The sequence below is a fragment of the Luteibacter anthropi genome (assembly GCF_023699965.1).
Lineage (GTDB): Bacteria > Pseudomonadota > Gammaproteobacteria > Xanthomonadales > Rhodanobacteraceae > Luteibacter > Luteibacter anthropi.
Window position 1 is genome coordinate 4,255,503 of sequence record NZ_CP077072.1, and the last position, 21,993, is coordinate 4,277,495.

Annotated in this window: 25 protein-coding genes and 1 pseudogene; 12 read left to right on the forward strand and 14 right to left on the reverse strand. The window is 65.5% G+C overall.

The genetic code is table 11. The features are described 5' to 3' along the window. Positions 1–157 precede the first annotated feature (157 nt). From KR767_RS17970 to KR767_RS17985, 4 genes are read left to right on the forward strand one after another with little or no spacing between them, the layout of a single operon-like run. Positions 158–802 (forward strand): methylthioribulose 1-phosphate dehydratase, encoded by a 645-nt coding sequence (locus tag KR767_RS17970; RefSeq protein WP_166946781.1) that lies wholly within the window; start codon positions 158–160, stop codon positions 800–802. Further along, entirely contained in the window at positions 799–1,365 is a 567-nt protein-coding gene (locus tag KR767_RS17975) for a 1,2-dihydroxy-3-keto-5-methylthiopentene dioxygenase (RefSeq protein WP_250877286.1), read from the forward strand. Before KR767_RS17970 ends, KR767_RS17975 begins: the two co-directional genes overlap by 4 nt. 55 nt (positions 1,366–1,420) lie before the next feature. After that, a complete protein-coding gene (gene mtnC / locus KR767_RS17980) occupies positions 1,421–2,104 on the forward strand; it encodes an acireductone synthase (protein WP_166946783.1) in 684 nt (227 codons plus the stop codon). Beyond that, positions 2,088–3,116 carry a C13 family peptidase gene (locus KR767_RS17985; protein ID WP_250877287.1) on the forward strand — a complete coding sequence of 343 codons (1,029 nt, stop codon included), beginning with the start codon at positions 2,088–2,090 and terminating at the stop codon, positions 3,114–3,116. The genes mtnC and KR767_RS17985 overlap by 17 nt, the downstream gene beginning before the upstream one ends. A 90-nt stretch (positions 3,117–3,206) precedes the next feature. On the opposite strand, the gene KR767_RS17990 is transcribed toward KR767_RS17985, so the two are convergent. Genes KR767_RS17990 through KR767_RS18000 form a run of 3 tightly spaced genes read right to left on the reverse strand, consistent with a single transcriptional unit; the run spans position 3,207 to position 6,295 of the window. Next, the gene (locus KR767_RS17990) at positions 3,207–4,115 is read right to left on the reverse strand and encodes an amidohydrolase (protein WP_250877288.1); all 909 of its coding nucleotides are present in this window, start codon (positions 4,113–4,115) and stop codon (positions 3,207–3,209) included. After that, entirely contained in the window at positions 4,103–5,248 is a 1,146-nt protein-coding gene (locus KR767_RS17995; RefSeq protein WP_250877289.1) for a pyridoxal phosphate-dependent aminotransferase, read from the reverse strand. Before KR767_RS17995 ends, KR767_RS17990 begins: the two co-directional genes overlap by 13 nt. 9 nt (positions 5,249–5,257) lie before the next feature. After that, complete coding sequence (locus tag KR767_RS18000) at positions 5,258–6,295, reverse strand: LysR substrate-binding domain-containing protein (protein WP_250877290.1); 1,038 nt, start codon at positions 6,293–6,295, stop codon at positions 5,258–5,260. 113 nt (positions 6,296–6,408) lie between these two features. Between KR767_RS18000 and KR767_RS18005 the strand changes: the two genes are divergently transcribed. Further along, the gene (locus KR767_RS18005; protein WP_166946788.1) at positions 6,409–6,993 is read left to right on the forward strand and encodes an FMN-dependent NADH-azoreductase; all 585 of its coding nucleotides are present in this window, start codon (positions 6,409–6,411) and stop codon (positions 6,991–6,993) included. Positions 6,994–7,310: 317 nt separating this feature from the next. On the opposite strand, the gene KR767_RS18010 is transcribed toward KR767_RS18005, so the two are convergent. The 6 genes and pseudogenes from KR767_RS18010 to KR767_RS18035 form a co-directional block, all read right to left on the reverse strand. Then, the gene (locus KR767_RS18010; RefSeq protein ID WP_166946789.1) at positions 7,311–7,457 is read right to left on the reverse strand and encodes a hypothetical protein; all 147 of its coding nucleotides are present in this window, start codon (positions 7,455–7,457) and stop codon (positions 7,311–7,313) included. A 212-nt stretch (positions 7,458–7,669) separates the two neighbouring features. Then, on the reverse strand, positions 7,670–8,563 hold the full coding sequence (locus KR767_RS18015; RefSeq protein ID WP_250877291.1) for a ribonuclease H-like domain-containing protein: 894 nt from the start codon (positions 8,561–8,563) through the stop codon (positions 7,670–7,672). Between the two features lie 11 nt (positions 8,564–8,574). Continuing rightward, positions 8,575–10,977: pseudogene (locus tag KR767_RS18020) on the reverse strand (DEAD/DEAH box helicase); the annotation flags it as partial. Positions 10,978–11,023: 46 nt separating this feature from the next. Further along, entirely contained in the window at positions 11,024–11,263 is a 240-nt protein-coding gene (locus tag KR767_RS18025) for a hypothetical protein (RefSeq protein WP_166946792.1), read from the reverse strand. 97 nt (positions 11,264–11,360) lie between these two features. After that, on the reverse strand, positions 11,361–11,600 hold the full coding sequence (locus KR767_RS18030; protein ID WP_250877292.1) for a hypothetical protein: 240 nt from the start codon (positions 11,598–11,600) through the stop codon (positions 11,361–11,363). A gap of 74 nt (positions 11,601–11,674) precedes the next feature. Next, positions 11,675–12,079: a hypothetical protein gene (locus KR767_RS18035; protein ID WP_250877293.1), complete on the reverse strand. Its 405-nt coding sequence runs from the start codon at positions 12,077–12,079 to the stop codon at positions 11,675–11,677. A 131-nt stretch (positions 12,080–12,210) separates the two neighbouring features. On the opposite strand from KR767_RS18035, the gene KR767_RS18040 reads away from it, so the two are divergent. Together KR767_RS18040 and KR767_RS18045 are read left to right on the forward strand one after the other, a co-directional pair. Continuing rightward, a complete protein-coding gene (locus KR767_RS18040) occupies positions 12,211–12,618 on the forward strand; it encodes a hypothetical protein (protein WP_250877294.1) in 408 nt (135 codons plus the stop codon). Between the two features lie 39 nt (positions 12,619–12,657). Then, on the forward strand, positions 12,658–13,041 hold the full coding sequence (locus KR767_RS18045; protein ID WP_166946796.1) for a DNA-binding transcriptional response regulator: 384 nt from the start codon (positions 12,658–12,660) through the stop codon (positions 13,039–13,041). Positions 13,042–13,047: 6 nt separating this feature from the next. Here KR767_RS18045 and KR767_RS18050 read toward each other — a convergent pair whose 3' ends face one another. Both KR767_RS18050 and KR767_RS18055 read right to left on the reverse strand, forming a co-directional pair. Continuing rightward, a complete protein-coding gene (locus KR767_RS18050; protein ID WP_250877295.1) occupies positions 13,048–13,383 on the reverse strand; it encodes a hypothetical protein in 336 nt (111 codons plus the stop codon). A gap of 55 nt (positions 13,384–13,438) precedes the next feature. Beyond that, on the reverse strand, positions 13,439–14,161 hold the full coding sequence (locus tag KR767_RS18055; protein ID WP_166946798.1) for a murein L,D-transpeptidase catalytic domain family protein: 723 nt from the start codon (positions 14,159–14,161) through the stop codon (positions 13,439–13,441). A 137-nt stretch (positions 14,162–14,298) separates the two neighbouring features. On the opposite strand from KR767_RS18055, the gene KR767_RS18060 reads away from it, so the two are divergent. From KR767_RS18060 to KR767_RS18075, 4 genes are all read left to right on the forward strand, one after another. Then, entirely contained in the window at positions 14,299–16,035 is a 1,737-nt protein-coding gene (locus KR767_RS18060; RefSeq protein WP_250877296.1) for a L,D-transpeptidase family protein, read from the forward strand. Between the two features lie 275 nt (positions 16,036–16,310). Beyond that, on the forward strand, positions 16,311–17,042 hold the full coding sequence (locus KR767_RS18065) for a 2OG-Fe dioxygenase family protein (RefSeq protein ID WP_250877297.1): 732 nt from the start codon (positions 16,311–16,313) through the stop codon (positions 17,040–17,042). 78 nt (positions 17,043–17,120) lie between these two features. Beyond that, positions 17,121–17,459 (forward strand): 2-hydroxyacyl-CoA dehydratase, encoded by a 339-nt coding sequence (locus tag KR767_RS18070; protein WP_166946800.1) that lies wholly within the window; start codon positions 17,121–17,123, stop codon positions 17,457–17,459. A 17-nt stretch (positions 17,460–17,476) separates the two neighbouring features. After that, positions 17,477–18,364 carry a bestrophin family protein gene (locus KR767_RS18075; RefSeq protein WP_250877298.1) on the forward strand — a complete coding sequence of 296 codons (888 nt, stop codon included), beginning with the start codon at positions 17,477–17,479 and terminating at the stop codon, positions 18,362–18,364. 6 nt (positions 18,365–18,370) lie between these two features. On the opposite strand, the gene KR767_RS18080 is transcribed toward KR767_RS18075, so the two are convergent. Continuing rightward, complete coding sequence (locus KR767_RS18080) at positions 18,371–18,643, reverse strand: hypothetical protein (RefSeq protein WP_250877299.1); 273 nt, start codon at positions 18,641–18,643, stop codon at positions 18,371–18,373. Between the two features lie 115 nt (positions 18,644–18,758). Continuing rightward, positions 18,759–20,345 carry an inorganic phosphate transporter gene (locus KR767_RS18085; protein WP_166946803.1) on the reverse strand — a complete coding sequence of 529 codons (1,587 nt, stop codon included), beginning with the start codon at positions 20,343–20,345 and terminating at the stop codon, positions 18,759–18,761. 95 nt (positions 20,346–20,440) lie between these two features. Between KR767_RS18085 and KR767_RS18090 the strand changes: the two genes are divergently transcribed. Continuing rightward, on the forward strand, positions 20,441–21,265 hold the full coding sequence (locus tag KR767_RS18090) for a CHAD domain-containing protein (RefSeq protein ID WP_250877300.1): 825 nt from the start codon (positions 20,441–20,443) through the stop codon (positions 21,263–21,265). Here the strand turns inward: KR767_RS18090 and KR767_RS18095 are convergent. Next, positions 21,237–21,989, reverse strand: a complete 753-nt coding sequence (locus tag KR767_RS18095; protein WP_250877301.1) for a hypothetical protein — start codon at positions 21,987–21,989, stop codon at positions 21,237–21,239. The genes KR767_RS18090 and KR767_RS18095 overlap by 29 nt on opposite strands. Positions 21,990–21,993 lie beyond the last annotated feature (4 nt).

A 21,993-nucleotide genomic window follows, 5' to 3' on the forward strand; every position in this document is an offset into this window, starting at 1 on the left:
AAAGGAAAGAACCTCCATCGAAAATCCGCCGGTGTCCCTCCCACCGGTACCGGAACCGAATGCTACGCGTTCGGCGAAAACGGAGTGGTTCGCATTACCGACAGGCCGTCATGGGCGCCATGATATGCTGACAACCTTGTTTAGACGTCCAAATACCATGTCGAAGACCTTGTCCCACATCGATCCTGCCCTGCTGGCCCAGCGCGCCGACGCCATCGCGGATGCCGCCCGCGAACTGGCTGCGTTCGGCTGGACACCCGCCACCAGCAGCAACTTCTCCATGCGCCTCGCCGACGATCTGGCGGCGATCACGATCTCCGGCCGCGACAAGGGCCGGCTGGGTCGCGACGACATCATGGTGGTGGACATGGACGGCAAGGCCGTGGGCAGCGATTCGCGCCCTTCGGCGGAAACCGGCCTGCATACGCAGGTTTACAAGCGTTTTCCCGAGGCGAATGTGGTGCTGCACACGCATTCACGTACCCAGAGCGTGGCATCGCGGCTTTTCGCCAAAGAGGGTCTGATCCGGCTAGAAGGATGGGAGCTGCAGAAGGCAATCTCCGGATTCAGCACACATGAAAGCGTGCTGGAAATCCCTGTTTTCCCCAACACCCAGTACATGCCCGAGCTTGAGGCCCGGGTGGACGCATGGATCGACTCAGGCAAGCCGTTGTACGCCTACCTCATCAATGGACACGGTATCTACACCTGGGGCCGCGACATGCCCGAAACCCGCCGCCACCTCGAAGCCCTGGAATTCCTGCTGGGCTGTGAACTTGACCTGCGGAGACTTTCCCCATGAGCCGCCTGCGTATTTACGACGACAACAATAATAAGCCGCTCTCCATCCATACCGACCACGCCGATATCGCTGCCGAACTGAAGAAGGTCGGTGTCCGTTTCGAGCAGTGGGAAGCCAACAAGCCTATCGTGCCCGGCGCCAGCCAGGAGGAAGTGATCGCCGCTTATCGCGCCGACATCGACCGCCTTATGGCCGAGAACGGCTATACCACCGTCGACGTCATCAGCCTGAAGCCAGACCACCCGGATCGCGCCGCCTTCCGCCAGAAGTTCCTGAACGAGCATTCGCACAGTGAAGACGAAGTGCGCTTCTTCGTCGCCGGTGCCGGCCAGTTCACCCTGCACATCAACGGCAAGGTGTACGAGGTGCTCTGCGAGAAGGGCGACCTCATCGGCGTGCCCGACAACACCACGCACTGGTTCGACATGAGCGAGTCGCCGTACTTCGTGGCGATCCGCCTGTTCACCAATGTCGAGGGCTGGGTGGCCAACTTCACCGGCTCCGACATCGCCGAGCAGTTCCCGCGCATGGATCCCCATCCGTCTGCGGCCCAGGCTTCGTAAAAGACAGCCCCTCGGCTATCCTGCGGGTCTTCCCCGACCCGCAGGCTTTCACCGCATGTCCGATATCCGCGCCGTCCTCACCGACATCGAGGGCACCACCAGCTCGATCGACTTCGTCAAGGACGTCCTCTTCCCCTACGCCCGCCAGCATCTGCCGGCTTTCGTCGAGACCCATGCCGACGATCCGGAAGTGCAGCACTGGCTTCACGAGGCGGCGAAAGAGGCTGGCATCGTCCAGGCGTCGCGCACCGAGATCATCGACCTGCTGATCCGCTGGATCGACGAAGACCGCAAGGCCACCCCGCTCAAGGCCCTCCAGGGCATGATCTGGCGCCAGGGCTACGAATCGAAGGCTTACGTCTCGCACATGTACCCGGAAGTGGCCGCCCGCCTGAAGGCGTGGCACGACCAGGGCCTGAAGCTCTACGTGTATTCGTCGGGTTCTGTGCCTGCGCAGAAGCTGATGTTCGGCTTCAGCGAGAATGGCGACCTCACGCAGCTGTTCTCCGGCTACTTCGACACCCAGACCGGCCACAAGCGCGAGGTGGAGTCCTACCGCCGCATCGCCGAGGCCATCGGCCTGCCCCCGGCGCAGGTCCTGTTCCTGTCCGACATCAAGGAAGAACTGGACGCCGCGCGTGCCGCCGGCATGCACACCACCCACCTCATCCGTCCGCCGCAGCCGCTGGTGGATGCCGGCCACCCCGCCGTCACCGACTTCGATGCCATCACACCCTGACTCCCGGCGCCGTACGCCGATCTACGTCCTGCTGGCCTTCGCCGCAGGCGTGCTGATCGCCGCCGGCGTCCTGCGCTACGGCTCGCCGCCGCTCACGGCAGCCCCGGGGTCGGTCGCGCAGGCGCCTGCGCCCGCCGCTTCCACGGGGCCGGCACCGTCTACCAGCACGGACGAGCCGGCGCTGGACATCGACAACGGCGACTGGCCGGATAACGGACCCACGCCCGAGCAAGTCTTCACGGCGCAGCCGGAGATGGTGCGCAAGGCCGTGGCTGGCCTTGCACCGCGCACGCCGGGCCAGCCAAACATCTATGCCGTGGCCTTTGGCGGCGATGGGTCGGAAGATGTCTTCCGCAATGAGGTTGAATACCTCGACCAGTTGATGGGCCGTCGCTTCGACAGCCCGAAACACACGCTTGTGCTGGAGAACAACCCCGCCACGCTGAGCACCCGGCCGCTGGCGAGCTGGACCAACCTCGAAGCCGCACTGGATGGGCTGACCCGGGTCATGGACCCGCGCGAGGACATCCTGCTGGTCTACGTGGCCACGCATGGTGGTAGTGACCACACCCTGCTGGTGGACATGGACCCGATCCCGCTCGACCAGTTGGACCCGGACGGTCTGGCCGATATCCTGGCCAAGCGCCCGTTCCGCTGGAAGGTGGTGGTGGTCAACGCCTGCTATTCGGGCGGCTTCGTGCCGAAGCTTCAGGGTGCCGGAACACTGGTGCTTACCTCGGCGCGTACGGATCGCACGTCGTTCGGGTGCGGGGCCGATTCGGACATCACCTATTTCGGGCATGCCTGGCTGGCCGACGGGTTGAATGCCACGCCGGATTTCATCGATGCCTTCCACAAGGCAACCGGTGAGATCGCCGACTGGGAGAAGCGCGATCAGGTCGACCCTTCCGAGCCGCAGATTGCCGTCGGCAAGGGCATCGTGGACAAGCTGGCCGCGTGGCGCAAGGTGGCCCATATCGGGCCGATAGTGCCGTTCGCCCCGGCGAAGTAACGAACAACGCGATAACCCCTCCCATGTAGGAGCGCGCCTTGCGCGCGACCCGGGAGGTTCGGCTGCATCCGGTCGCGCGCAGGCGCGCTCCTACAGGGTTTTGCCTCCACCTCTCCTGTAGGAGCGCGCCTTGCGCGCGACCCGGGAGGTTCGGCTACATCCGGTCGCGCGCAGGCGCGCTCCTACAGGGGGAGCTAGATCTGGGGGGGTCAGGGAGAACGGGTCGGCGTCCATCCAGGCCGGGAAGCGCTCGCGGTGGGCCAGTAGCGGGGCCGGGTCGAGGGTCACCGTAACTACCTGTTCCTGCGGGCCCAGTTCCACCAGCGGCTCGCCTACCGCATCGATGATGGCGCTGTCGCCCGAATACGGATGGTTGTTGCCATCCGTGCCCACGCGATTCACGCCGATCACATAGGAGAGGTTCTCGATGGCGCGGGCGCGCAGCAACGTACGCCAGGGCTGGCGGCGCGGCGACGGCCAGTTGGCCACGAACAGGGCCAGGTCGTAGTCCATGCCGCCGGCGGCGTCTTCCTTGCGGCCGTTGCGCAGCCATACGGGGAAGCGCAGGTCGTAGCAGACCTGCGGCAGGATGCGCCAACCCTTCAGTTCGACGATGAGACGCTCGCTGCCGCCACCGTAACGGGTGTGCTCGCCCGCCATGCGGAACAGGTGGCGCTTGTCGTACCAGGCAAGGCTGCCATCGGGCGACGCCCACACCAGCCGGTTGTAGACGGTGTCGCCATCCTTGATGACAAGGCTGCCCGTCAGCGTGGCACCTACCTCGGTCGCCAGCGCACGGAACCAGGCAATACCTTCGCCGTCCATGGTTTCCGCGTTGCCCAACGTGTCGTTGGTGAAGCCCGAGAGGAAGGTCTCGGGCAGCACGATGAGGTCGCTCCCGGGGGCGCTGCGCACGAGACGCCCGTAGTACTCGCGATTGCCCGGTGCGTCGTGCCAGAGCGTGGCGCCCTGGATGAGGGAAACGGTCAGAGTTTGCACAGGAGCTCCGCGGCGGCTTCCATGGTGGCGTCGTTCTTGGCGAAGCACAGGCGGACCAGGCGGGTATCCGGTGCGGTCTCGTAGAACGGGCTGAGCGGGATCGCGGCCACGCCGCCTTCGCGCACCAGCCACTCGCTGAAATTGATGTCGTCGACATCGCGGATGGCGCTGTAATCCACCAGCTGGAAGTAACCACCCGGCACGTCGAGCAGCTTCAGGCGCGACGGCGCCAGCAGTTCACGGAAGCGATCGCGCTTGGCCTGGTAGAACGCCGGCAGGTCGAGGTAGTGCCCGGGCGAGGATTCGAGGAATTCCGCGAACGCCCACTGTGCCGGATTGAAGGTGCAGAAGGTGAGGTACTGGTGCACCTTGCGGAACTCGGCGGTGAGCGCCTTCGGCGCCACGGCGTAGCCGACCTTCCAGCCCGTGCAGTGATATGTCTTGCCGAACGACGACACCACGAAGCTGCGTGCCGCCAGCTCTTCATGACGAAGCACGCTCTGGTGCTCGGCGCCGTCGAACACGATGTGTTCGTACACCTCGTCGGACAGCACCACGATGTTCGTGTTGCGCACGATGGCGGCCAGTTCGTCGAGATCGGCACGGCTGAGCACGGCGCCCGACGGATTGTGCGGCGAGTTGATCAGGATGACGCGGGTCTTCGGCGTGACCGCATCGCGTACGCGCTGCCAGTCGATGGCGAAGGACGGCAGCGTAAGCGGGATATGCACCGCCGTGGCGCCCTGCAATTCGATGGCCGGCTCGTAGCTGTCGTAGCACGGGTCGAACACGATGACTTCGTCGCCTGCACGCACCACGGCGGCGATGGCCGAGAACAGCGCCTCGGTGGCACCGGAGGTGACGGTGACCTCGGTATCGGGGCTGACGCGGTGACCGTAGAGGCGCTCCGTTTTCAGGGCGATCTGCTCGCGCAGCTTCGCGATGCCGACGCCGGGGGCGTACTGGTTCTTGCCTTCGGCCATGGCGCGCGTGATGGCTTCACGCAAGGCTTCGGGCGGCTCGAAATCCGGGAAGCCCTGGCCCAGGTTGACTGCCTTATGCTCCAGCGCGAGCTGGCTCATGACGCTGAAAATGGTCGTACCGACCTTGGGGAGCTTGGTTTCGAGCTGCATCGAACGCCTTCATTCGTTTGGACGGCCAAATGCCGCCGGATACTCCGATCCTAACATGCGGGCCAGATGAATCGCGCCCGCCTCCGACGGCTCGCGGCCCAGGCGCTCGCAGTCCTTGTGGAACTCGGCCTGCGCCTTGGGCAGCCGCTCGGCCAGGAAGTCGACGAAGCTGCGCACGGCGGGCAGCAGGCCGCGACGGCTGGGGTAAACGAAGTGCAACGTGCCCTGTGCCGTGGTGTATTCCGGCAGCACCCATTCCAGGGCGCCATTGGCGATCATCGGCGCACAGTAATTCTCAGGCACCAGCGCCACGCCGCAGCACTGCACGGCGGCGGAAATAAGTACGGAGAAGTCGCCACTGACAAGGCGCGGCTTCACCTCGACGGCGGCCTTGCGACCGGTGGCATCCACGAGCTCCCACACCTGCGCGCCTTCGTGCTCGTACATGGACAACGCGGGAAGCAGCGCAAGTTCTTCCAGGGTCTTGGGACGCCCGTTGCTGTCGAGGAACTTCGGGCTGGCGACAAGCAGGTTGCGTGCATAGCCGATGCTGCGCAACACCAGCGTGGCATCGGTATCGAGCTTCTCGCGGACACGGATAGCCACGTCATAACCTTCACCGATCAGGTCCACGCGGCGGTTGGTGGCCGTCACACGGATCTGCACCTTCGGATGCTCAAGCATGAAGGCCGGCAGCATCGGGCCGAGCACATTCTGCGCCAGGGGAATCGGGCAGCTCACACGCACCACGCCGCGCGGCTCGGTGCGCAATTCGTCTACGGCATCCTGCGCCGCCCTCGCCTCCTCGAGTACCGCCCGGCAGTGCGCGTAGAAGCGCTCGCCGATTTCGGTGACCACGAAACGACGGGTGGTGCGCTGGAGCAGGCGTACGCCCAGGCGGTCTTCCAGCTGGGCGATGCGCTTGGACAGGCGCGACTTGGGCACGCCCAAGGCGCGCCCGGCTGCGGAGAATCCGCCGTGCTCGACGACGGAAGCGAAGAAGTACAGGTCGTTCAGGTCCTGGAGTGCGCCTTCCATCGGAATCATCCGTCGTTTCTGTCTGGAAACAATGAGTCTACCGCAACCCGACTAATCACGGCATTGTTGCCGGCGTATCGTTCCTCCATCCCGCGCTGAGCGGCCCAGAAAGAGGTAACGCTATGAAACTCCTGCATATTGATGCCAGTGCCCTTGGCGCCTATTCCGTGTCGCGCGGCCTGACGGCCGCCATCGTCGCCGAGTTTTCCCGCAACCACCCGGGCCTTGAGGTCACCTACCGTGATCTGCACACCGCCCCGCTGGGCCACTGGGCCCTTCCGGCCGGCGAGAACGACCCCGCGGCTGCGGAAAGCGACAAGGTGATGGACGAATTCCTGGCCGCCGACGTCATCGTCATCGGCGCCCCGATGTACAACTTCTCGATCAGCAGCTCGCTGAAGGCCTGGATCGATCGTATCGCCGTGGCCGGCAAGACCTTCCGCTACACCGCCGCCGGCCCCGAGGGCCTGGCCGTGGGCAAGCGCGTGATCGTCGCCTCGTCGCGTGGCGGCATCTACGCCCCGGGCACGCCCGCTGCCTCGATGGACTTCCAGGAGCCGTACCTGCGTGCGGTGCTGGGCTTCCTCGGCATCACGGATGTCGAGTTCGTGCGCGCCGAAGGCGTGTCGCGCGGCGACGAGCAGAAGACGGCGGCTATCGGCAACGCCGTGGCCGGCATCGGCGGCCTCCTGCGCAAGGCCGCATAAACACTCTGTAGGAGCGCGCCTCGCGCGCGACCGGTACAGGCCAAAACGCCTGAACCAACCGCCAGACAAGCCAGACTGCACTGTAGGAGCGCACCTGTGCGCGACCCCTCAGGCTTTGTTGGCACGAAAGAGGCTTTGTATTGATCGGGCGGGCTGTTTGAATGCTCGCCAGATCAGTGCAAAGCCTCTTTACGCTATAGCTGGAGTGAGGGTTTGCGTATGTGGTGCGCTCCGGCCCTGTTCCCGCATCATCATCGTTTTCGTTTTCAGGGGTCGCGCGCGAGGCGCGCTCCTATAGGGGTGAGGGGGCTGGGGGTTCAGCTGCCTTGCTTGCCCGGTTTGTCTTTGGGCATGTTCTGCGGCTCCTTGGGATGCCCTTCGCCGGGTACCTTCGGGTTGCCGTGCGAGGGCTTGGGGTTTTGTTCCTTGTAGCCCGGGGTGTCCTGCTTGCCGTCGTTGGTCATGAGGAAGCCTCCGTCAGTGGGAATGGGGTTGCTGGCACCTGGCGTGCCCGCATTCGCAGGTGCTGCCGACGTTCTGCTCCTCTGCCGCCATACGGCAGGCTTCGCTGCAGTACTCGCGTGAGACGGGAACCTGGCAGCTGCAACCGTCGTGGTCGCAGGGCTTGGTCGGCTCGTTCATGCCTGATGCCTCCTCGATGCGTGCTGTGCGTGGGTCAGCCTGCGCGGGGTGGCGTGGAGATTTCGTTACCTCCGGGCGAAGGCGGCCTATCCAGTTCGGCCCAGCCGTGGGCTTCCACCAGCAGGCCGCTCAGCGTGCGCACGTCCTGGAGGTTGTGCTCGGCCACGCGCACGAGGTTTTCCGACGAACCGCCACGCAGGTAGCCCAGCCATGCTGCCGGGGCTTCCGAGCCCGGCAGGTCGTCTTCGCGCACGATGCGCAGCAGGTGGCGTTCCGCTGTCTGCATGCGACAGTTCTCCCACACCTGCTTGTAGCGACGGCGCATGGGATGCAGCAGGTCGACATGGACCAGTCCGGATAGCGGATTGACCATGCGCGCCAGCCGGTAGCGCGTGGCCAGCAGCGGCGCATCGTAGGATTTTCCGTTGTAGCTCACGAGCACGGTATCGCCACTGATCCAGCGTGTGAACTCGCGCAGCATCGCCGTTTCCGCCGCCATCGTGGTGATGTAGAGCTGGCGCACACGCAGGCGTCCTGCGTGCCAGTCGGCCGCGCCGATCATGAAGGCGCGCGTGCCCGTGCCGCCGGCAAGACCGGTGGTTTCCGTATCGAAATGCAGCAGGTGTTCGCAGCGGGCCTCGGTGAGGCGGGCGAAGCCGAGGTCGAAAACGTCGGGAGGCCGGGGGCGTTCGAAGGATTGTTCCAGGTAGCGCAGGCCGGGGGCGAGTTCGTCGCCGGGGACGTCGCGGTTGGTGCTTTTGGTCTGTGTCTTTGGGAGGCCCAGGCGGGTGCGGATACCGTAGAGGCGGCGGAGGGTTTCGAGGTCGGGGGTGGTTTTGGCGACAGAGCGGTCGCGCGCGGGGCGCACTCCTACAGGGGAGCCGGCCTGGTGGCGCAGCGCGGCCAGCTTGTCTGAAAGGGAACTCATGATTGCGCGCCCAGGAGTTCCAGGACGCGGGCGGTGAGGGCCCTGGGGGTGGTATCGCGTTGTTCGTCGGCGGCCAGCACCGGGCCGACGCAGGCCGGGCAGCCGGCCTTGCATTCACAGCCGCGCACGGTTTCCAGGGCGCTGTGAAGCAACTCATTCGCACGCACGAACAGCGGCTCGCTGAGGCCGACGCCGCCGGGGAAGTTGTCGTAGAGGTACACCGTGGGCAGGAAGCGTTCGAGCATGTCTGCCGTGGCGAGGCCGCCATCCGGGGCGCGCACCTGTCCCCTGCCCGATGAGTCCACCTGAGCCGACCAGCCCCCGTCGCCGGAACCCACCGCCTTTTGCAGGTCGCGCGGCTCGGCCATCACAGCCACCACGGCGGCAACATGCAGCGCATATGCCGCGCCCAGGAAGCCGTCGAGGGCGTGCTGGCGCGAGCGGAAAGCCTCGTCGAGCACCGTCTGCGGCAATTGCCACCACACGGCGGTGGTGTGCAATTCCTGGTCGGGCAGGTTCACGGGGCCGTAGCCGATGTTTTCATGCGTGTAGTAACGGATCTTCTTGTAGCCCGATACGCGGCGCACCACGTGCACCTCGCCATGCCGCGCACTGCCCTCGCCTGCTTTTGTGCCATCGAAGCATTCAAGCTCCTTGAGCCTGGTGTAGTCGATGGCATCGGTGTAGTAATCGACACGCGTACGCGTGCAATACGCCTTGCGTCCTTCCCAGTCGAGCCGTTCCACCTGGTAAGGCACGGACTGCACCATATGGATCGCGCCCTCGTAGAGTGTGAGCGCGGCAGCCGAATAATCGACTTCGGCGATGATCGTCTGCCGTCCTTCCGTGCGATCCACCACCACGAAATTGCCATCCGCCACCGAACGCAGGCTAACGGCATTGGCCGGATAGCTATCCGCGATCCACTCCCAGCGATCGCCCTCCCGGTGCAGCACCTCGGATTCTTCCAGCACCTGGAGATAGGCGCCCGCATCGTCCGGACCGAAGCGATCGCCGTCGACGAAAGGCAGCTCGAAGGCCGCACAGCGGATGTGGTCGAGCAGGATCAGCGGCTGGTCGGGCTGGATGCGCGCATGCTCCGGGCTGGCCTCCGTAAGGAACGCGGGATGGCGCATGAGGTATTGATCCAGCGGCGCGCTGCTGGCCACCAGCACGCCAAGGGACGGCTGCTGCCGGCGCCCCGCCCGCCCGAAACGCTGCCAGGTGGCCGCGATGGAGCCGGGATACCCGTTGAGCACCACGGCGTCGAGGCTGCCGATATCCACGCCAAGCTCCAGCGCCGAGGTGGACACGATGCCATCCACGTTGCCTGCGCGCATCTCACGCTCCACCTCGCGGCGCTCCGTGGGCAGATAACCGCCGCGATAGGCGCGGATGCGCGGCGGCTTGCGGGTATCGTGATCGAAGACATCCTTGAGGTATTTGGTGAGCACTTCCACCATGAGTCGCGACTGCGCGAATACCAGCGTTTTCATCTTCGCCTTGATGGCGACGCGTGCGATCAGGTTGGTCTGCGAACGCGCCGAAGCACGCAGGCCGAGATCGGGATTGATCACCGGCGGATTCCACAGCAGCACGTGCTTGTCGCCACTGGGCGCCCCACTGTGCGTCACCGCGAACACCTCGTCTTCGATCAGGGCCTGCGCATGCTCCACGGCATTGCCGATGGTGGCCGAACACAGTACGAACTGCGGTCGCACGCCGTAGAACGCACAGATGCGCCTCAGGCGGCGCAGCACGTTCGCCAGATGCGAGCCGAACACGCCACGATAGGTATGGATTTCATCGATGACGATGTAGCGCAGGCTTTCGAAGAACTGCGCCCACTTCGTATGGTGCGGCAGGATGGCCTGATGCAGCATGTCGGGATTGCTCACCACCACGTCGCCGTGCAGGCGGATCGCCTGCCGCGCATCCCCCGGCGTGTCGCCGTCGAAGGTGAAGGCCTTCACGCCCAGGTCGCCGGCACGATTGATTTCCAGCAGTTCGGCCACCTGATCCTGCGCCAGTGCCTTGGTGGGAAACAGATACAGCGCACGCGCGCCGGCCTCGATAGCCGAGGCGATCACCGGCAGCGTATAGCAAAGCGTCTTGCCCGATGCCGTGGGCGTGGCGACCAGCACGTTGCGACCGCTGCGCGCCGCCTCCCAGGCCTGCTGCTGGTGGCTGTACAACTGCTCGATGCCCCGCGCTCGCAAGGCCCTGGCGAGCCCTTCGGGGAGATCGTCCGGCAGCGGTACGAAACTGCCCTCGCGCCCGAACAGCGTGAAAGCCGAGCAGACCCGGTCGCCGTATTTGGCGCTCAGGCGCTGGGCCAGCGTGCGCCCGTCGTGATGGGTGGCGAGCGCCGCATCGGACTCGGTGGAACGCAGGGCTTTCAGGTAGGCGGCCATGGAGGCATCCGGGGCAGACGGATGCGTCTTATCGCCCGGGCAGGTCTCAGATCCTGCGACGCGTGACCTCGGGCAGCTCGGCCAGGTGCCAGGTGCCGTCCTCGTCTTCCACCTTCAGGTCCACCGGCTGGCCGCCATGGACCGTGATGGATTCGATCATCGACAAGGCGTGCCGCATGGCCTCGTCGCGGGTGGGAAACTGGCCGATGATGTCGGCGTTCCGGCGAACGTTCCATACACCTCGCGGGGAGGTGGTGAACGGCAGGTAGAGGGTCGTTCGCTGCAAGCATGCCTCCCGGTCCCGGGCGGCGTTGCCCGTGCCGGGGACCCTAGGGGGCAGTTCGTGGTGGGGACGTTACGACGCGGTAGGTGCGGCGGTCACGTCAGCCGGGAACGGCGCTGCGGCTGGTTTCAAGCCAGTCGGCGTGTTTCATGCCGCGATCCATGGCCGCGTCGACCGCGCTGCGCTCGTCACGGAATTCCTCAAGCAGGGAAATCATGACGAAGTCACGCGGCCCGGCATGGGCGGCGGGTTCGACGATATAGGCCGACTTCCACGTACCGGTAGCCGCCTTCAACGTGCGGACCTCTACGGAGTACTGGCCAACGATGCGTCGGTGCACGGTAAGGGCTCCTGGGCTGGCGTCGCGGCGACGTTTTTGATCCTGCGCCACCGCGACCCGGAAAACAAGCCCGATCAGGCCTTCGGAGCGGCCTGGGCAGCCAGGGTCTCGCCGCTGGCGGAGATGGTGAACGTACGCGTTTCACCCTGGCCCAGGGTGGCGTCGGTTTCGAGGCGATCGGCGCTGCATACGCCATGCGGCTGGACGCTGAGCTTGCGGGCGCCCGAGGGGATGTGCAGCACGAGCTGCTGGCCGATTTCCATGTCTGCCACGGCCTTGTCATCCACGTATACGGCGCTGGAGCAGCCCGCGCCCCACAGGCCCTGCTCACGAACGATCGTGAGGGTGGCATCGCCATCGCCCGGCGACTGGTTCGAGTAGGTGGTGCTGGAAAGGACGTCGTGGATGCCGACGTGGCGCTCGTTCTGGGTGGCACAGCCGGCGAGCAGCACGGCGCCTGCAATGGCGAGGTAGCGCATGGGATGGAACTCCTTGGAGGATGTGGAGAGCACGCGTTCGTATATGCCGAAAAGTGCGCCGAGCGCAAGCCGCGACGTTTCCTGCACGCGCCGCAACGAAGAATCCCGCGCCTCACCCCCAAGGAATTGCCATGGCCAGCCGAGACTGGATCGAGATCGCATCGTTCGAGGCCGTTGACGACAGCGAGCAGTTCGACCGCCCCGACATTCCCCGGGTGGAAGCCGTCCTGAGCGGTGCACCGGAACGCGAATGGCAACAGTTCTTCATCGTCCGGGCCCGTGCCCTGGAACAGGTGCACCCCGGACTGCGCATGGAAATCATCGCCGACCGCCTGGGATTTCACACCCGCGCCAGCCACGCCGAGGAAAATTGCCGCCTGGTCCACGAGGCGGTGCTGGGCACGAACGAGGATTTCGCCGCGCAGAAGGCCGCCGAGGAAAAGCGGGTACACGATCGCAACGAGGAAGTGCGCGATCTGGTCCAGCGGATCAAGACGATCAATGCACACTGGCCGCCGGAGATGAATACCGGTGCCTGAATCGCACCGAACCCCGTTTACCGGATTAAACTGCCCTCCATGAGCAAGCCTGCCCTTCCCACTGCCCTGGTCTTCGACCGTGCCGCCATGGTCGCCGAGACCATGGCCTTCGTCCTGGAAGACGCCGGCTACGACGCCCGCTTCACGGTGACCTACCGCGACGCGAAGAACGCTTTCCAGGAAATGGCGCACCTCAGCCTGCTGGTGATCCATGCGGATACGCCAGGGGAACGTCGGGGCAGCGCCTTGCTTCAGGCCGTGCTGCGCGAACGCCCGAAGACAGCCATGGTGGTGGTGTCGAGCCGGTTGCCGCAGGATCTCGCGCCGTTTCCGCTATCGGCGGTATTCCTGGAAAAACCGTTCAGCCGGTCTGAGCTGCTCGATGCCGTGGAACGCGCCCGCGAGGCGCGTCCACGTAGCTGAGGTCACTCAGAGGCAGGAGATGGCTTCTTCGCGGAAGCGACCTTCGTAGTCGCCCTTGCCCTTCTGCAGTTCGTACATCACCACCTGGGCGCCGGAGCCGCTGGCGGTGACTTCAAGACGCTCGTGCTTGCCGTCGTCGTTCGACGTCACCACGCCCTTGTCGCCCTTGGCGCTGCCGTTGGCGTCCTTGGAGAGGGCCTGCCACTTCGGAATGACGCACTGCACGTAGTCGCCGACGTTCTTGGTGGTCTTGCTGCTCAGCTTGGGCAGGGAGTCCTTCAGGCCACTGGTGGCGCAGCCGGCGAGAAGGATGCAGGCAACAGACGCGACGACGTATTTCATGCTCGGTTCCACGATGAGGTTCCGGGGATTCTAACCCGTGGAACGGCAACTGGAATCAGGTGCCCGGGCGAGTGGCGACACGCGCTTCAGCCTTTGCCAGCTGGCTGCTGGTGCATTTGAGGTACGGCGACGAGGCCAGCCAGCGCTTGTCGGGGTAATACGAGAAGACCATCTGCCCGCCCTTGAGCGTGTCGATGAGCTTGTGAGCAACGGCGGTACGCACGGCCGGGCAGCCCCAGCTGCGTCCGATGCGACCGGCCATGCGGGCCATGGCCTCGTTCACATAAGCGGCGCCGTGGATGACGATGGCCCGGGCCAGGGCCTGGTCGTTGGTGCCCGGTTCAAGGCCGGTCATGCGCAGCGAGTAGCCGTTCTTGCCCATGTAGGGGTCGGCGGTGCGGAACAGGCCCAGGCTGGAGGCCAGGCTTTCCGGCGCATTGGAGAAGCGGGTGGCCGTGGCATCGCCGCTGTTCTTTCCGTGCGCCACCAGTTCCTGGAACAGCAGCTTGCGCCTGACGACATCGAATACCCAAAGGCGCGGCTGCGACGAGGGCTTCGAATAGTCGATCACCGCCAGGCGATCCGAGGGAGTGCCGCTCTGCGTCTGCGCACATTCGGAAGCCTGCACCGCGAGGTCGATCACCTTGGGGTCGGCGGACGGCGCCAGGCGCGCAAGGGCTTCGCCGAGTGTGTCGGCGGCGTGGGCCGTGGCGGGAAGGAAGGATGTGGCGGCCAGGAGCGGCGCGCAGGCGAGAAAAGTGCGAAACGGACGAATCATCAGGCCAGCCGGTAAAGCGACATCGACCGATCCTAACGTGCTGATCATTCCTTGACCACAATTCCGTCACGTCTTTGCCTTTCATATATGTGAAAGAGCGTGCCCATCAGCGCCGAAAAATAAGGAATCAATCAATCATGCCTATGGATCAACGGCTTCGCGGCCTCACCGCCGCCTTTGTCCTTGCCGCCGGCCTGCCCGCCTGGGTAGGGGCGCAGACGCCTCCCAGCGCGACGTCGGCTGTCGCGCCGCCTCCCATCGTGGCCACCGATCCAACATCAGCCGGCAGCGTCGCCTTGCCGCAGCCGCCGGCCACGGACGATCCGGTGGCCCAGGCGATCTTCGCGCGCATCCAGCGCATGGAACCCGGCAATGGCAATGCGCAGGCCCGCCAGAGTGCGGCCATGGCCAAGGCGGTCTCGGATTTCTACGCGCAGCGCCATTACGTGGCCGCGTGGACGGACGAGAACAACATAAGCCAGCTGCTGGCCGGCCTGGCCTCCACCGACGGCGACGGTCTGCTGCCCGAGGACTATCACCTCACCGCGCTGAAGACGGCCTTCGCCGATCCGGACTGGCGCCATGCCTCGCCCGAAAAACGCGCCGATCTCGAAATCGAAGCCACCGGGGCGTACATCACGGCCCTGGTGCAGCTGGCCCGTGGCAAGGTCGATCCCGAGCGCCTGGACCCGGTGTGGAATTTCGATCCCACCGCCATCGATGCGCAGCAGGGTATGGCGATCCTGGAGTCGTCCATCGACGAGCGCAGTGTCGATCAGGTGTTCGACATGGCACGACCGCAGAACCCGCTTTACGCGAAGCTTCGCGATGCGCTGGCCCAGTTGCGCGCCAGTGCGGCCAGCGGCGGCTGGCCGGGCGTGCCGGAGGGCCCGACGTTGAAGCCCGGCATGAAGGACCCTCGCGTGGACGCGTTGCGCGCCCGCCTGGTGGCCGGCGGCTACCTCGACGCCACGCTTGCCCATGGCTCGCTTTACGACAGCCCGCTCACCGATGCCGTGAAGCGCTTCCAGGCCGACCAGTACCTCGATGCCGATGGCAGTGTCGGTGCCGATACGCTGGCCTCGCTCAATGTGCCGGTGCAGGCGCGTATCGACCAGGTGCGCGTGAACCTCGAACGCGCGCGCTGGTTGCTGCACTCGTTGCAGGGCACCTTCGTGGTGGTCGATGTGGCGGGCTACAAGATCAGCTTCTATCGCGACGGCCAGCCGGTGTGGAAGTCGCGCGTACAGGTGGGCAAGCCGTATCGCAGCACGCCGATTTTTCGTTCGCAGATCACCTACGTCACCTTCAATCCCACCTGGACGGTGCCGCCGACGATCCTGAAGAACGACATGCTGCCGAAGATCCGCAACAACCCGGGTTACCTCGCGGCCAACCGTATCCGCGTGCTCGACAGCAGCGGCAATACCTTGTCGCCGGCCAGCGTGAACTGGGCCAGCCCGCGCGGCATCACGCTGCGCCAGGATGCCGGCCCCGGCAATTCGCTGGGCCAGGTGGTGATCCGTTTTCCGAATTCCTTCGCCGTGTACCTGCACGATACGCCGCACCAGGAAATGTTCTCGCGTGCCAAGCGCGATACCAGTTCGGGGTGCATCCGCGTGGAGCATCCGCTCGACCTGGTGCAGTTGCTGTTCAACGACGACCAGAAGTGGAACCGCGACGCCATCGACCAGCGCATCGCCACGGGCAAGACGCAGAACGTGACCCTGCCGACGGCGGTGCCGGTGTTGCTTGCCTACTGGACGGTGGATATCGGTGACGATGGAAAGCTGGCGTACAAGCCGGATGTGTACCAGCGCGACCCGGCCCTGCTGAAGGCGCTGGACAAGCCGCAGCCCCTGCAGGCCCCCTAACCCATTCCCCTGTAGGAGCGCGCCTCGCGCGCGACCGGACCGAAGCCAGGCGTTCCCCTCCTGGACCGGTCGCGCCCGAGGCGCGCTCCTACAACGGTGTGGGGACATTGGTGCGGCGGCGCTTTGCCGGTCGCGCGCGAGGCGCGCTCCTACAATGGTGTGGTGATCTTGGTGCGGCGGCGCTTTGTCGGTCGTGTCGGGCGCGCTCATTCAACATGCTGGCGGGGCTGTTTGCCGCAGCACCGTCATGCCCGGCGCGGACGTATACTGCGGCGATGAACGCCCCCCTCGAAGCGACCGAAACGACCCTCCACGACCAGGTACGGGACGAGGGCTTCGCCTTCGTCCACGGCGACGACATGCAGCAGCTGTTCGCGCATGCACGCCCGCTCTCCGACTGGGACGCCTTCGCCGCCAGCTGGAACGCGCTGGAACCGGACACCTACCTTGCCGCCACCGGCCGCTTCCGCCGCCGCCGGCATGCCGTGTACGCCAGCCGCGACGGACACATCGAGCGCCTGCCGCATCAGGCTCACTTCCAGACCCTGGCCTACAACAGCCTGCAAGGCGACATCGAGCGCTGGTTCGAGCCCGTGCTGCCCGAGATCGCCGACGGCGCCAGCATGCACGCCATCCTGGAATACTGCCGCGACTTCTTCGGCAGCCTGTCGCCCGACATCGCCCATTGGCACATCGAGGCGCACCAGTTCCGCATCGAAGCCACGGCCGGTGCCGCCGGCGAGCCCACGCCCGAAGGCAGCCACCGCGATGGCGTGGACTACGTGCTGGTACTGCTCATCGACCGCGAGAACATCGCCCGGGGCACCACCACCATCCATGCGCCCGATGGTCGCCCGCTCGGCGAGTTCACCCTGGCCAGGCCCTTCGACGCGGCACTCATCCACGATCCGAGGGTTTTCCACGGCGTCACCCCCGTTACCCCGCTGGACCCTGCCATGGCATCGCATCGCGACGTGCTGGTGGTCACGTTCCGGCAGGCGACGTAGCGTGTTTCGGGCTAAATTCTCATTATTTGCTTGTGCAATCCATGCGACAATAGCCGCTTTCACCGCCTTAGAACTGCGATGAACTCGTCCGGTAAATATGATTTCCGGCAGTTCCAGGAAGAACTTGCCGCCCTTGATCGGAAAATCTCCGATCGCAAACCCGAGCCCAAACCCGTCCCCGAGGCCAAGCCCAAACCTGAGCCCAAGCCACGCGGCCGTCCGAAAAAAGTCGATCCGCTTGCCGGTGCCCGCGAGGAGTTCGAAGCCCTGCGCGTGCGCTACAGCCTCAGTGTCGCCGACGTGGTCGCCTGGTTCCCCGAAGAAGAAGGCATCGCCTATCTCCAGGGCCTGCTGGCTACCGACATGAAGCCGCGTCGCCGTCGCAAGTCCAAGGACGATCCGCCCGAGGCGGAGTAATCACTCACCGCCGCCTCATGTCCACACGCTCGCGCACACCCACCGTCGCCTCGCTGCTGTTCACCCTCAACGGATCGATCGTTCCCGTCATCTGGCGCAGGGTGCTCTATACGATCCTGCTGTCGGTAGGGGTGGTGTGGCTCGATGTGCATTTCTTCGCATTGCACATCGGGCTCAACGCGGCGCCCCTCACACTGATGGGCCTCACCCTGGCGATCTTCCTGGGCTTCCGTAACACGGTGGCCTACCAGCGCTGGTGGGACGCCCGCACGCTGTGGGGCGAGATGATCTTCACCATGCGCAATCTCGCGCGGCAGACGCTCGCCTTCCTGCCCGACACCCCGGCCGCCGAACGCGGCGTGCTGGTGCATCGCCTGGTCGCCTTTACGCATGCCATGCGGCATCACCTGCGGGCCACCGACCCGGCGGGCGAGCTGTCCCGCTGGCTTGGCGACGACGAGCGCGAGGCCACGCTCGCAGCACCGAACCGGCCCAGCGCGATCCTCGCGCACACCGGCGTGGCCTATGCCGAAGCCGCCCGCGCGCAGGGCGCCGATCCGATCCTGCTGTCGGCCATCGACAACGAACTGGGCAAGCTGTCCCATGTGCTGGCCGGCTGCGAGCGCATCCAGGGCACGCCCATTCCCTACGCCTACATCCTGCTGCTGCACCGGACAGTGCACATCTACTGCTTCCTGCTGCCCTTCTGCATGGTGAGCCTGATGGGCTGGTTCACGCCGCTGGTGGTGGGCGTGCTGGCCTATACCTTCTTCGGCCTGGATGCCCTCGGCGACCAGATCGAAGACCCGTTCGGCCTGCTGCCGAACGACCTGCCGCTGGAACGCTACTGCGCCACGGCGGAAACCGACCTGCTCTCCCTCACCGACAGCCCGCGCCCGGAATAACCACGGTCACGCGGCGGCGGAGGGCCCGTACTGGATGTCCAGCAAGGCGGCCAGCAGGTTGAGCGAGGCCAGGCTGGTGGGCGCAAGGGTGCCGCCACGGCCATCCACGCAGGGGGCCAGGGCCAGCACGGCGGATGCCACTGCCTCCAGGCCGGCTTCCTCGGCCTGCTCCAGCACACGACCGGAAAGAAAACGGGCCTCTTCGTGATCGCCCGTGCGCACGGCGTCGACCAGCGACAATCCGTCGTCCATTACGGGGTGGTTCTGCCAGCTCAGCATGAGTGTCCGGTTCGTCAGGGGAGCCGCGAGGGAATGCGGCAGCCGTACGGGATGACCCGTATTCGGCAGGAATGATCTCATCCCGCCGACGAACGGACAAATTCGGCCACGGGCCTCAGAAGACGTGCCTCAGTAGCCAGAACAGGGCGGCGGCCAGGACGATCGATACCGGAAGGGTCAACACCCAGGCCATGAGCATGCTGCGTACCGTGGCCCATTGCAGGCCCGACCCGTTGGCGACCATAGCGCCTGCCACACCTGACGACAGCACGTGGGTGGTGCTCACCGGCAGGCCAAAACGATCCGCCGCGCCGATGGTGAGCATGGCCACCACTTCGGCCGAGGCACCCTGTGCGTAGGTGAGATGCTGCTTGCCGATGCGCTCGCCCACCGTGCGCACGATGCGACGCCAGCCCACCATGGTGCCAAGGCCCAGGGCGATCGCCACCGCCACCTTCACCCAGGTGGGAATGAACTTCGTCGCCTTGTCGAGCAGACCGTGATAGTTGTCGAGCACGGCCTTGTCGTCGGCGCTGAATGCGGGCTGCCCGTTCTTCGCCATCAGGCGCAGCGCTTCGGAGCTGAGATACATGCTGCTGCGCACGTTGTTCAATTCGTGCTGAGGCACATCGGCCAGCGTGGTGCGATGCCCCACCTGTTCGCCGATGCTGTCCGTGATCTGTTGCAATGCCGCCAGCGTGGCAGGTGTCGCCTGATGCGACTGGATATAGCGCTCAATTTCCGTACGCGGCGAAGCCACCGGGGCGGCACCGTTCGCGTAACGCGCCAGCGTTTCGCTCGCGTGATGTGCCACGGAAACGAAGGTCTGCGTCTCGCCCGGCGTCACGGCCTTGTTCAACGCATAGGCGCTGGGCACCGTGCCGATCAGGATCAGCATGATGAGGCCCATGCCTTTCTGTCCGTCGTTGGAACCATGCGCGAACGACACGCCCGTGCAGGTAAGAATGAGCAGGCAGCGCACCCAGAACGGCGGTGGCTTGTCGCCGTGCGGTTCGGCGTAAAGCTCGGGCGCACGCACGAGGGCCTTCAACAACATCAGCAGTGCGAACGCGAGGCCGAAGCCCACCAGCGGCGACACCAGCAGCGACTTGCCCACGCTCCACGCCTGGCTCCAGTCCACGGCGGCATTGGCGTCGCCCGCATGCATCATCTGGTTCATGAGGCCCACGCCGATGATCGAACCTATCAGCGTATGCGAGCTGGACGACGGCAGACCCAGGTACCACGTGCCCAGGTTCCACAGGATGGCGGCGATCAGCAGCGCGAAGACCATCGCAAAGCCTACCGACGATCCGACGTTCAATACCAGCGCGATGGGCAGCAATTGCAGCACGGCATAAGCCACCGCGCCGCTGGAAAGCAGCACGCCCAGGAAATTCCAGCCGCCGGACCACACCACCGCAAAACTGGCGGGCAACGATCGCGTGTAGATCACCGTGGCCACGGCATTGGCCGTATCGTGAAATCCGTTGACGAACTCGAAGCCCAGCGCGATCAGCAAGGCCACGCCCAGCAGCACATACTGGAAGACGGGACTGGCCGGCGCATCGTTCAGATCGTGGCCCAGCTGGGAGCCCACATAGGCCAGGGCTGCGAGCAGCAAGCCGCCGAACACGGCCAGGCTCACCCATCGGTTGCGCGGGGAACCCGCCAGGTTTCCACTCAGGACCGTGCTGTTCATGGCATCGCCTCCACCCGTGAGAGTTCCACAGGTAACAAGCAAAGATGACGGATGAGTGTCATTCTTGCCGGATTGCCGTGCTATGAATGCCGTCCATGACGACGCCCAAGCCATCGCTAGCCGCCGCACTGGCCAATCTGGCCTCCCGCGAAGCCCGCCGCGCCGTACGTTCGCTGGCCGACACCAGCGATCATCACAAAGGTGTTCACGAAGCCCGCAAGTCGATACGGCGGCTGAAAAGCCTGCTCGACCTGGGTGGCGATCATTTCGCGGCAGGCCGCGAGCCTATCGTGCGTCACCTGTCCCGCCTGGCCACTGGCCTGTCGTCCCTGCGCGACGCCCATGTCGCGGTGACCATCGCCCGGCATGTGGCTGGTGACACACCCTCGCCCGGCTGGGCCACGGCCATCGGCTGGCTCGAAGCGCGACGGGACGCCATGCTCGACGAGGCCTTCCGCAAGGATCCGGGCTTCGCCAGACGGCGTCAGCGTCTCACCGAGGCAGGCAGCGCCATCCGCACCCTGCCCTGGGACGCCGTGACCCGGCACGATATCGAACAGGCCATCGCCCGCTCCGAACGTCGCGTGGCGAAGGCCGGTGCCAAAGCCTTCGAGAGCCCCGGCACGGGCAACCTGCACCGCTGGCGACGCCGCGCTCGACGCCTGCGCATGCAGCTCGATTTCTGGCGCAAGGCACTGAAATCCACAGGACGTTCAGCACACCATCGCACGCACCAGGACAAGGCGGCACAGGCACGCATGTCCAGCCTGTCCGATGCGCTCGGTGCGCGCCAGGATCTGCGTTCACTTCGCAGTGTCTTGCGCTCACTGGGCGATGCCGAGGCACTGGCACCGCTGTTCGACGACATACGCAAGGCCTCGAAGGCCCTGCCTAGCGGCAAGTCGCTGGCAGCCGGTTGACCACGTCCTGGATCTTCGCTGCGTCGGCATCCGCCTCGTCGCCCGACTGGTGGCAGATCGACAGCACCCGTGCGCGGGCCTGTGCACGCAAGCCCGTGCATTGCCACGCATAGGGCTGGTCCAGCGGTAACACGGCATACACCACGCTGCCGCACTGGTCCGTGCCGCGTTCGGCCAGCGAACGCCCTGCCGCATCCATGGGCGGGGATGCCAGCGTCGCGTCGAAGTAACTATCGGGAAACGCGCGCGCATAGCCGTCTGGATCGATCACGCGCTGGAAGCTGGCGAACGCCATGGTGAACGCGCGGCCGCAGGGCGCCGACGTCGCAAGATCATGCACGCCGGCAAGGAAGCCACGACGCAAGCCTGCGTCGTCACCGAGCACATGCCCTGCCCCGTCCAGCACCGGTAAGCGCGCACGAGCGGCCATGCGGCCAAGCTCGTGCGCATGCTCCGGGTGGCAGCGCGCATATACCGATGCCGCCACCAGATAGATGGCATCCGCGGCGAAACCATCGTCGCCGTCCAGCAGCGCGCCCAGTTGGCCGACAGACGGGCCTTGTGCCTTGAGGGTGACGGTAGGCGGTGCGGGAGCGGAACCCGGGGATGCGGGTGCTGCGACAGGCGCCGGCAGTATCTCCCTGTGTCTCACCCAGCCGGCCACGCCGATCGCCGCCACCGCGACGACCGCCAGGGCGATCCAGACCACCCACGAACGACGCACGAAG

What these genes read in the sequence shown, in the direction of transcription:
- KR767_RS17970 (WP_166946781.1), top strand. Translation starts at nt 158, where the DNA reads ATGTCGAAGACCTTGTCCCACATCGATCCTGCCCTGCTGGCCCAGCGC.
- KR767_RS18035 (WP_250877293.1), bottom strand. Translation starts at nt 12,079, where the DNA reads ATGCGCTACCTCGCCATTGCAGGCGCCGTGCTGCTCGCCGGCTGTGCC.
- KR767_RS17975 (WP_250877286.1), top strand. Translation starts at nt 799, where the DNA reads ATGAGCCGCCTGCGTATTTACGACGACAACAATAATAAGCCGCTCTCC.
- KR767_RS18075 (WP_250877298.1), top strand. Translation starts at nt 17,477, where the DNA reads ATGTCCACACGCTCGCGCACACCCACCGTCGCCTCGCTGCTGTTCACC.
- mtnC (WP_166946783.1), top strand. Translation starts at nt 1,421, where the DNA reads ATGTCCGATATCCGCGCCGTCCTCACCGACATCGAGGGCACCACCAGC.
- KR767_RS18045 (WP_166946796.1), top strand. Translation starts at nt 12,658, where the DNA reads ATGAGCAAGCCTGCCCTTCCCACTGCCCTGGTCTTCGACCGTGCCGCC.
- KR767_RS18015 (WP_250877291.1), bottom strand. Translation starts at nt 8,563, where the DNA reads ATGAGTTCCCTTTCAGACAAGCTGGCCGCGCTGCGCCACCAGGCCGGC.
- KR767_RS18050 (WP_250877295.1), bottom strand. Translation starts at nt 13,383, where the DNA reads ATGAAATACGTCGTCGCGTCTGTTGCCTGCATCCTTCTCGCCGGCTGC.
- KR767_RS18010 (WP_166946789.1), bottom strand. Translation starts at nt 7,457, where the DNA reads ATGACCAACGACGGCAAGCAGGACACCCCGGGCTACAAGGAACAAAAC.
- KR767_RS18040 (WP_250877294.1), top strand. Translation starts at nt 12,211, where the DNA reads ATGGCCAGCCGAGACTGGATCGAGATCGCATCGTTCGAGGCCGTTGAC.
- KR767_RS18060 (WP_250877296.1), top strand. Translation starts at nt 14,299, where the DNA reads ATGCCTATGGATCAACGGCTTCGCGGCCTCACCGCCGCCTTTGTCCTT.
- KR767_RS18080 (WP_250877299.1), bottom strand. Translation starts at nt 18,643, where the DNA reads ATGCTGAGCTGGCAGAACCACCCCGTAATGGACGACGGATTGTCGCTG.
- KR767_RS18000 (WP_250877290.1), bottom strand. Translation starts at nt 6,295, where the DNA reads ATGATTCCGATGGAAGGCGCACTCCAGGACCTGAACGACCTGTACTTC.
- KR767_RS18085 (WP_166946803.1), bottom strand. Translation starts at nt 20,345, where the DNA reads ATGAACAGCACGGTCCTGAGTGGAAACCTGGCGGGTTCCCCGCGCAAC.
- KR767_RS18055 (WP_166946798.1), bottom strand. Translation starts at nt 14,161, where the DNA reads ATGATTCGTCCGTTTCGCACTTTTCTCGCCTGCGCGCCGCTCCTGGCC.
- KR767_RS18005 (WP_166946788.1), top strand. Translation starts at nt 6,409, where the DNA reads ATGAAACTCCTGCATATTGATGCCAGTGCCCTTGGCGCCTATTCCGTG.
- KR767_RS17985 (WP_250877287.1), top strand. Translation starts at nt 2,088, where the DNA reads ATGCCATCACACCCTGACTCCCGGCGCCGTACGCCGATCTACGTCCTG.
- KR767_RS18065 (WP_250877297.1), top strand. Translation starts at nt 16,311, where the DNA reads ATGAACGCCCCCCTCGAAGCGACCGAAACGACCCTCCACGACCAGGTA.
- KR767_RS17995 (WP_250877289.1), bottom strand. Translation starts at nt 5,248, where the DNA reads ATGCAGCTCGAAACCAAGCTCCCCAAGGTCGGTACGACCATTTTCAGC.
- KR767_RS18070 (WP_166946800.1), top strand. Translation starts at nt 17,121, where the DNA reads ATGAACTCGTCCGGTAAATATGATTTCCGGCAGTTCCAGGAAGAACTT.
- KR767_RS18090 (WP_250877300.1), top strand. Translation starts at nt 20,441, where the DNA reads ATGACGACGCCCAAGCCATCGCTAGCCGCCGCACTGGCCAATCTGGCC.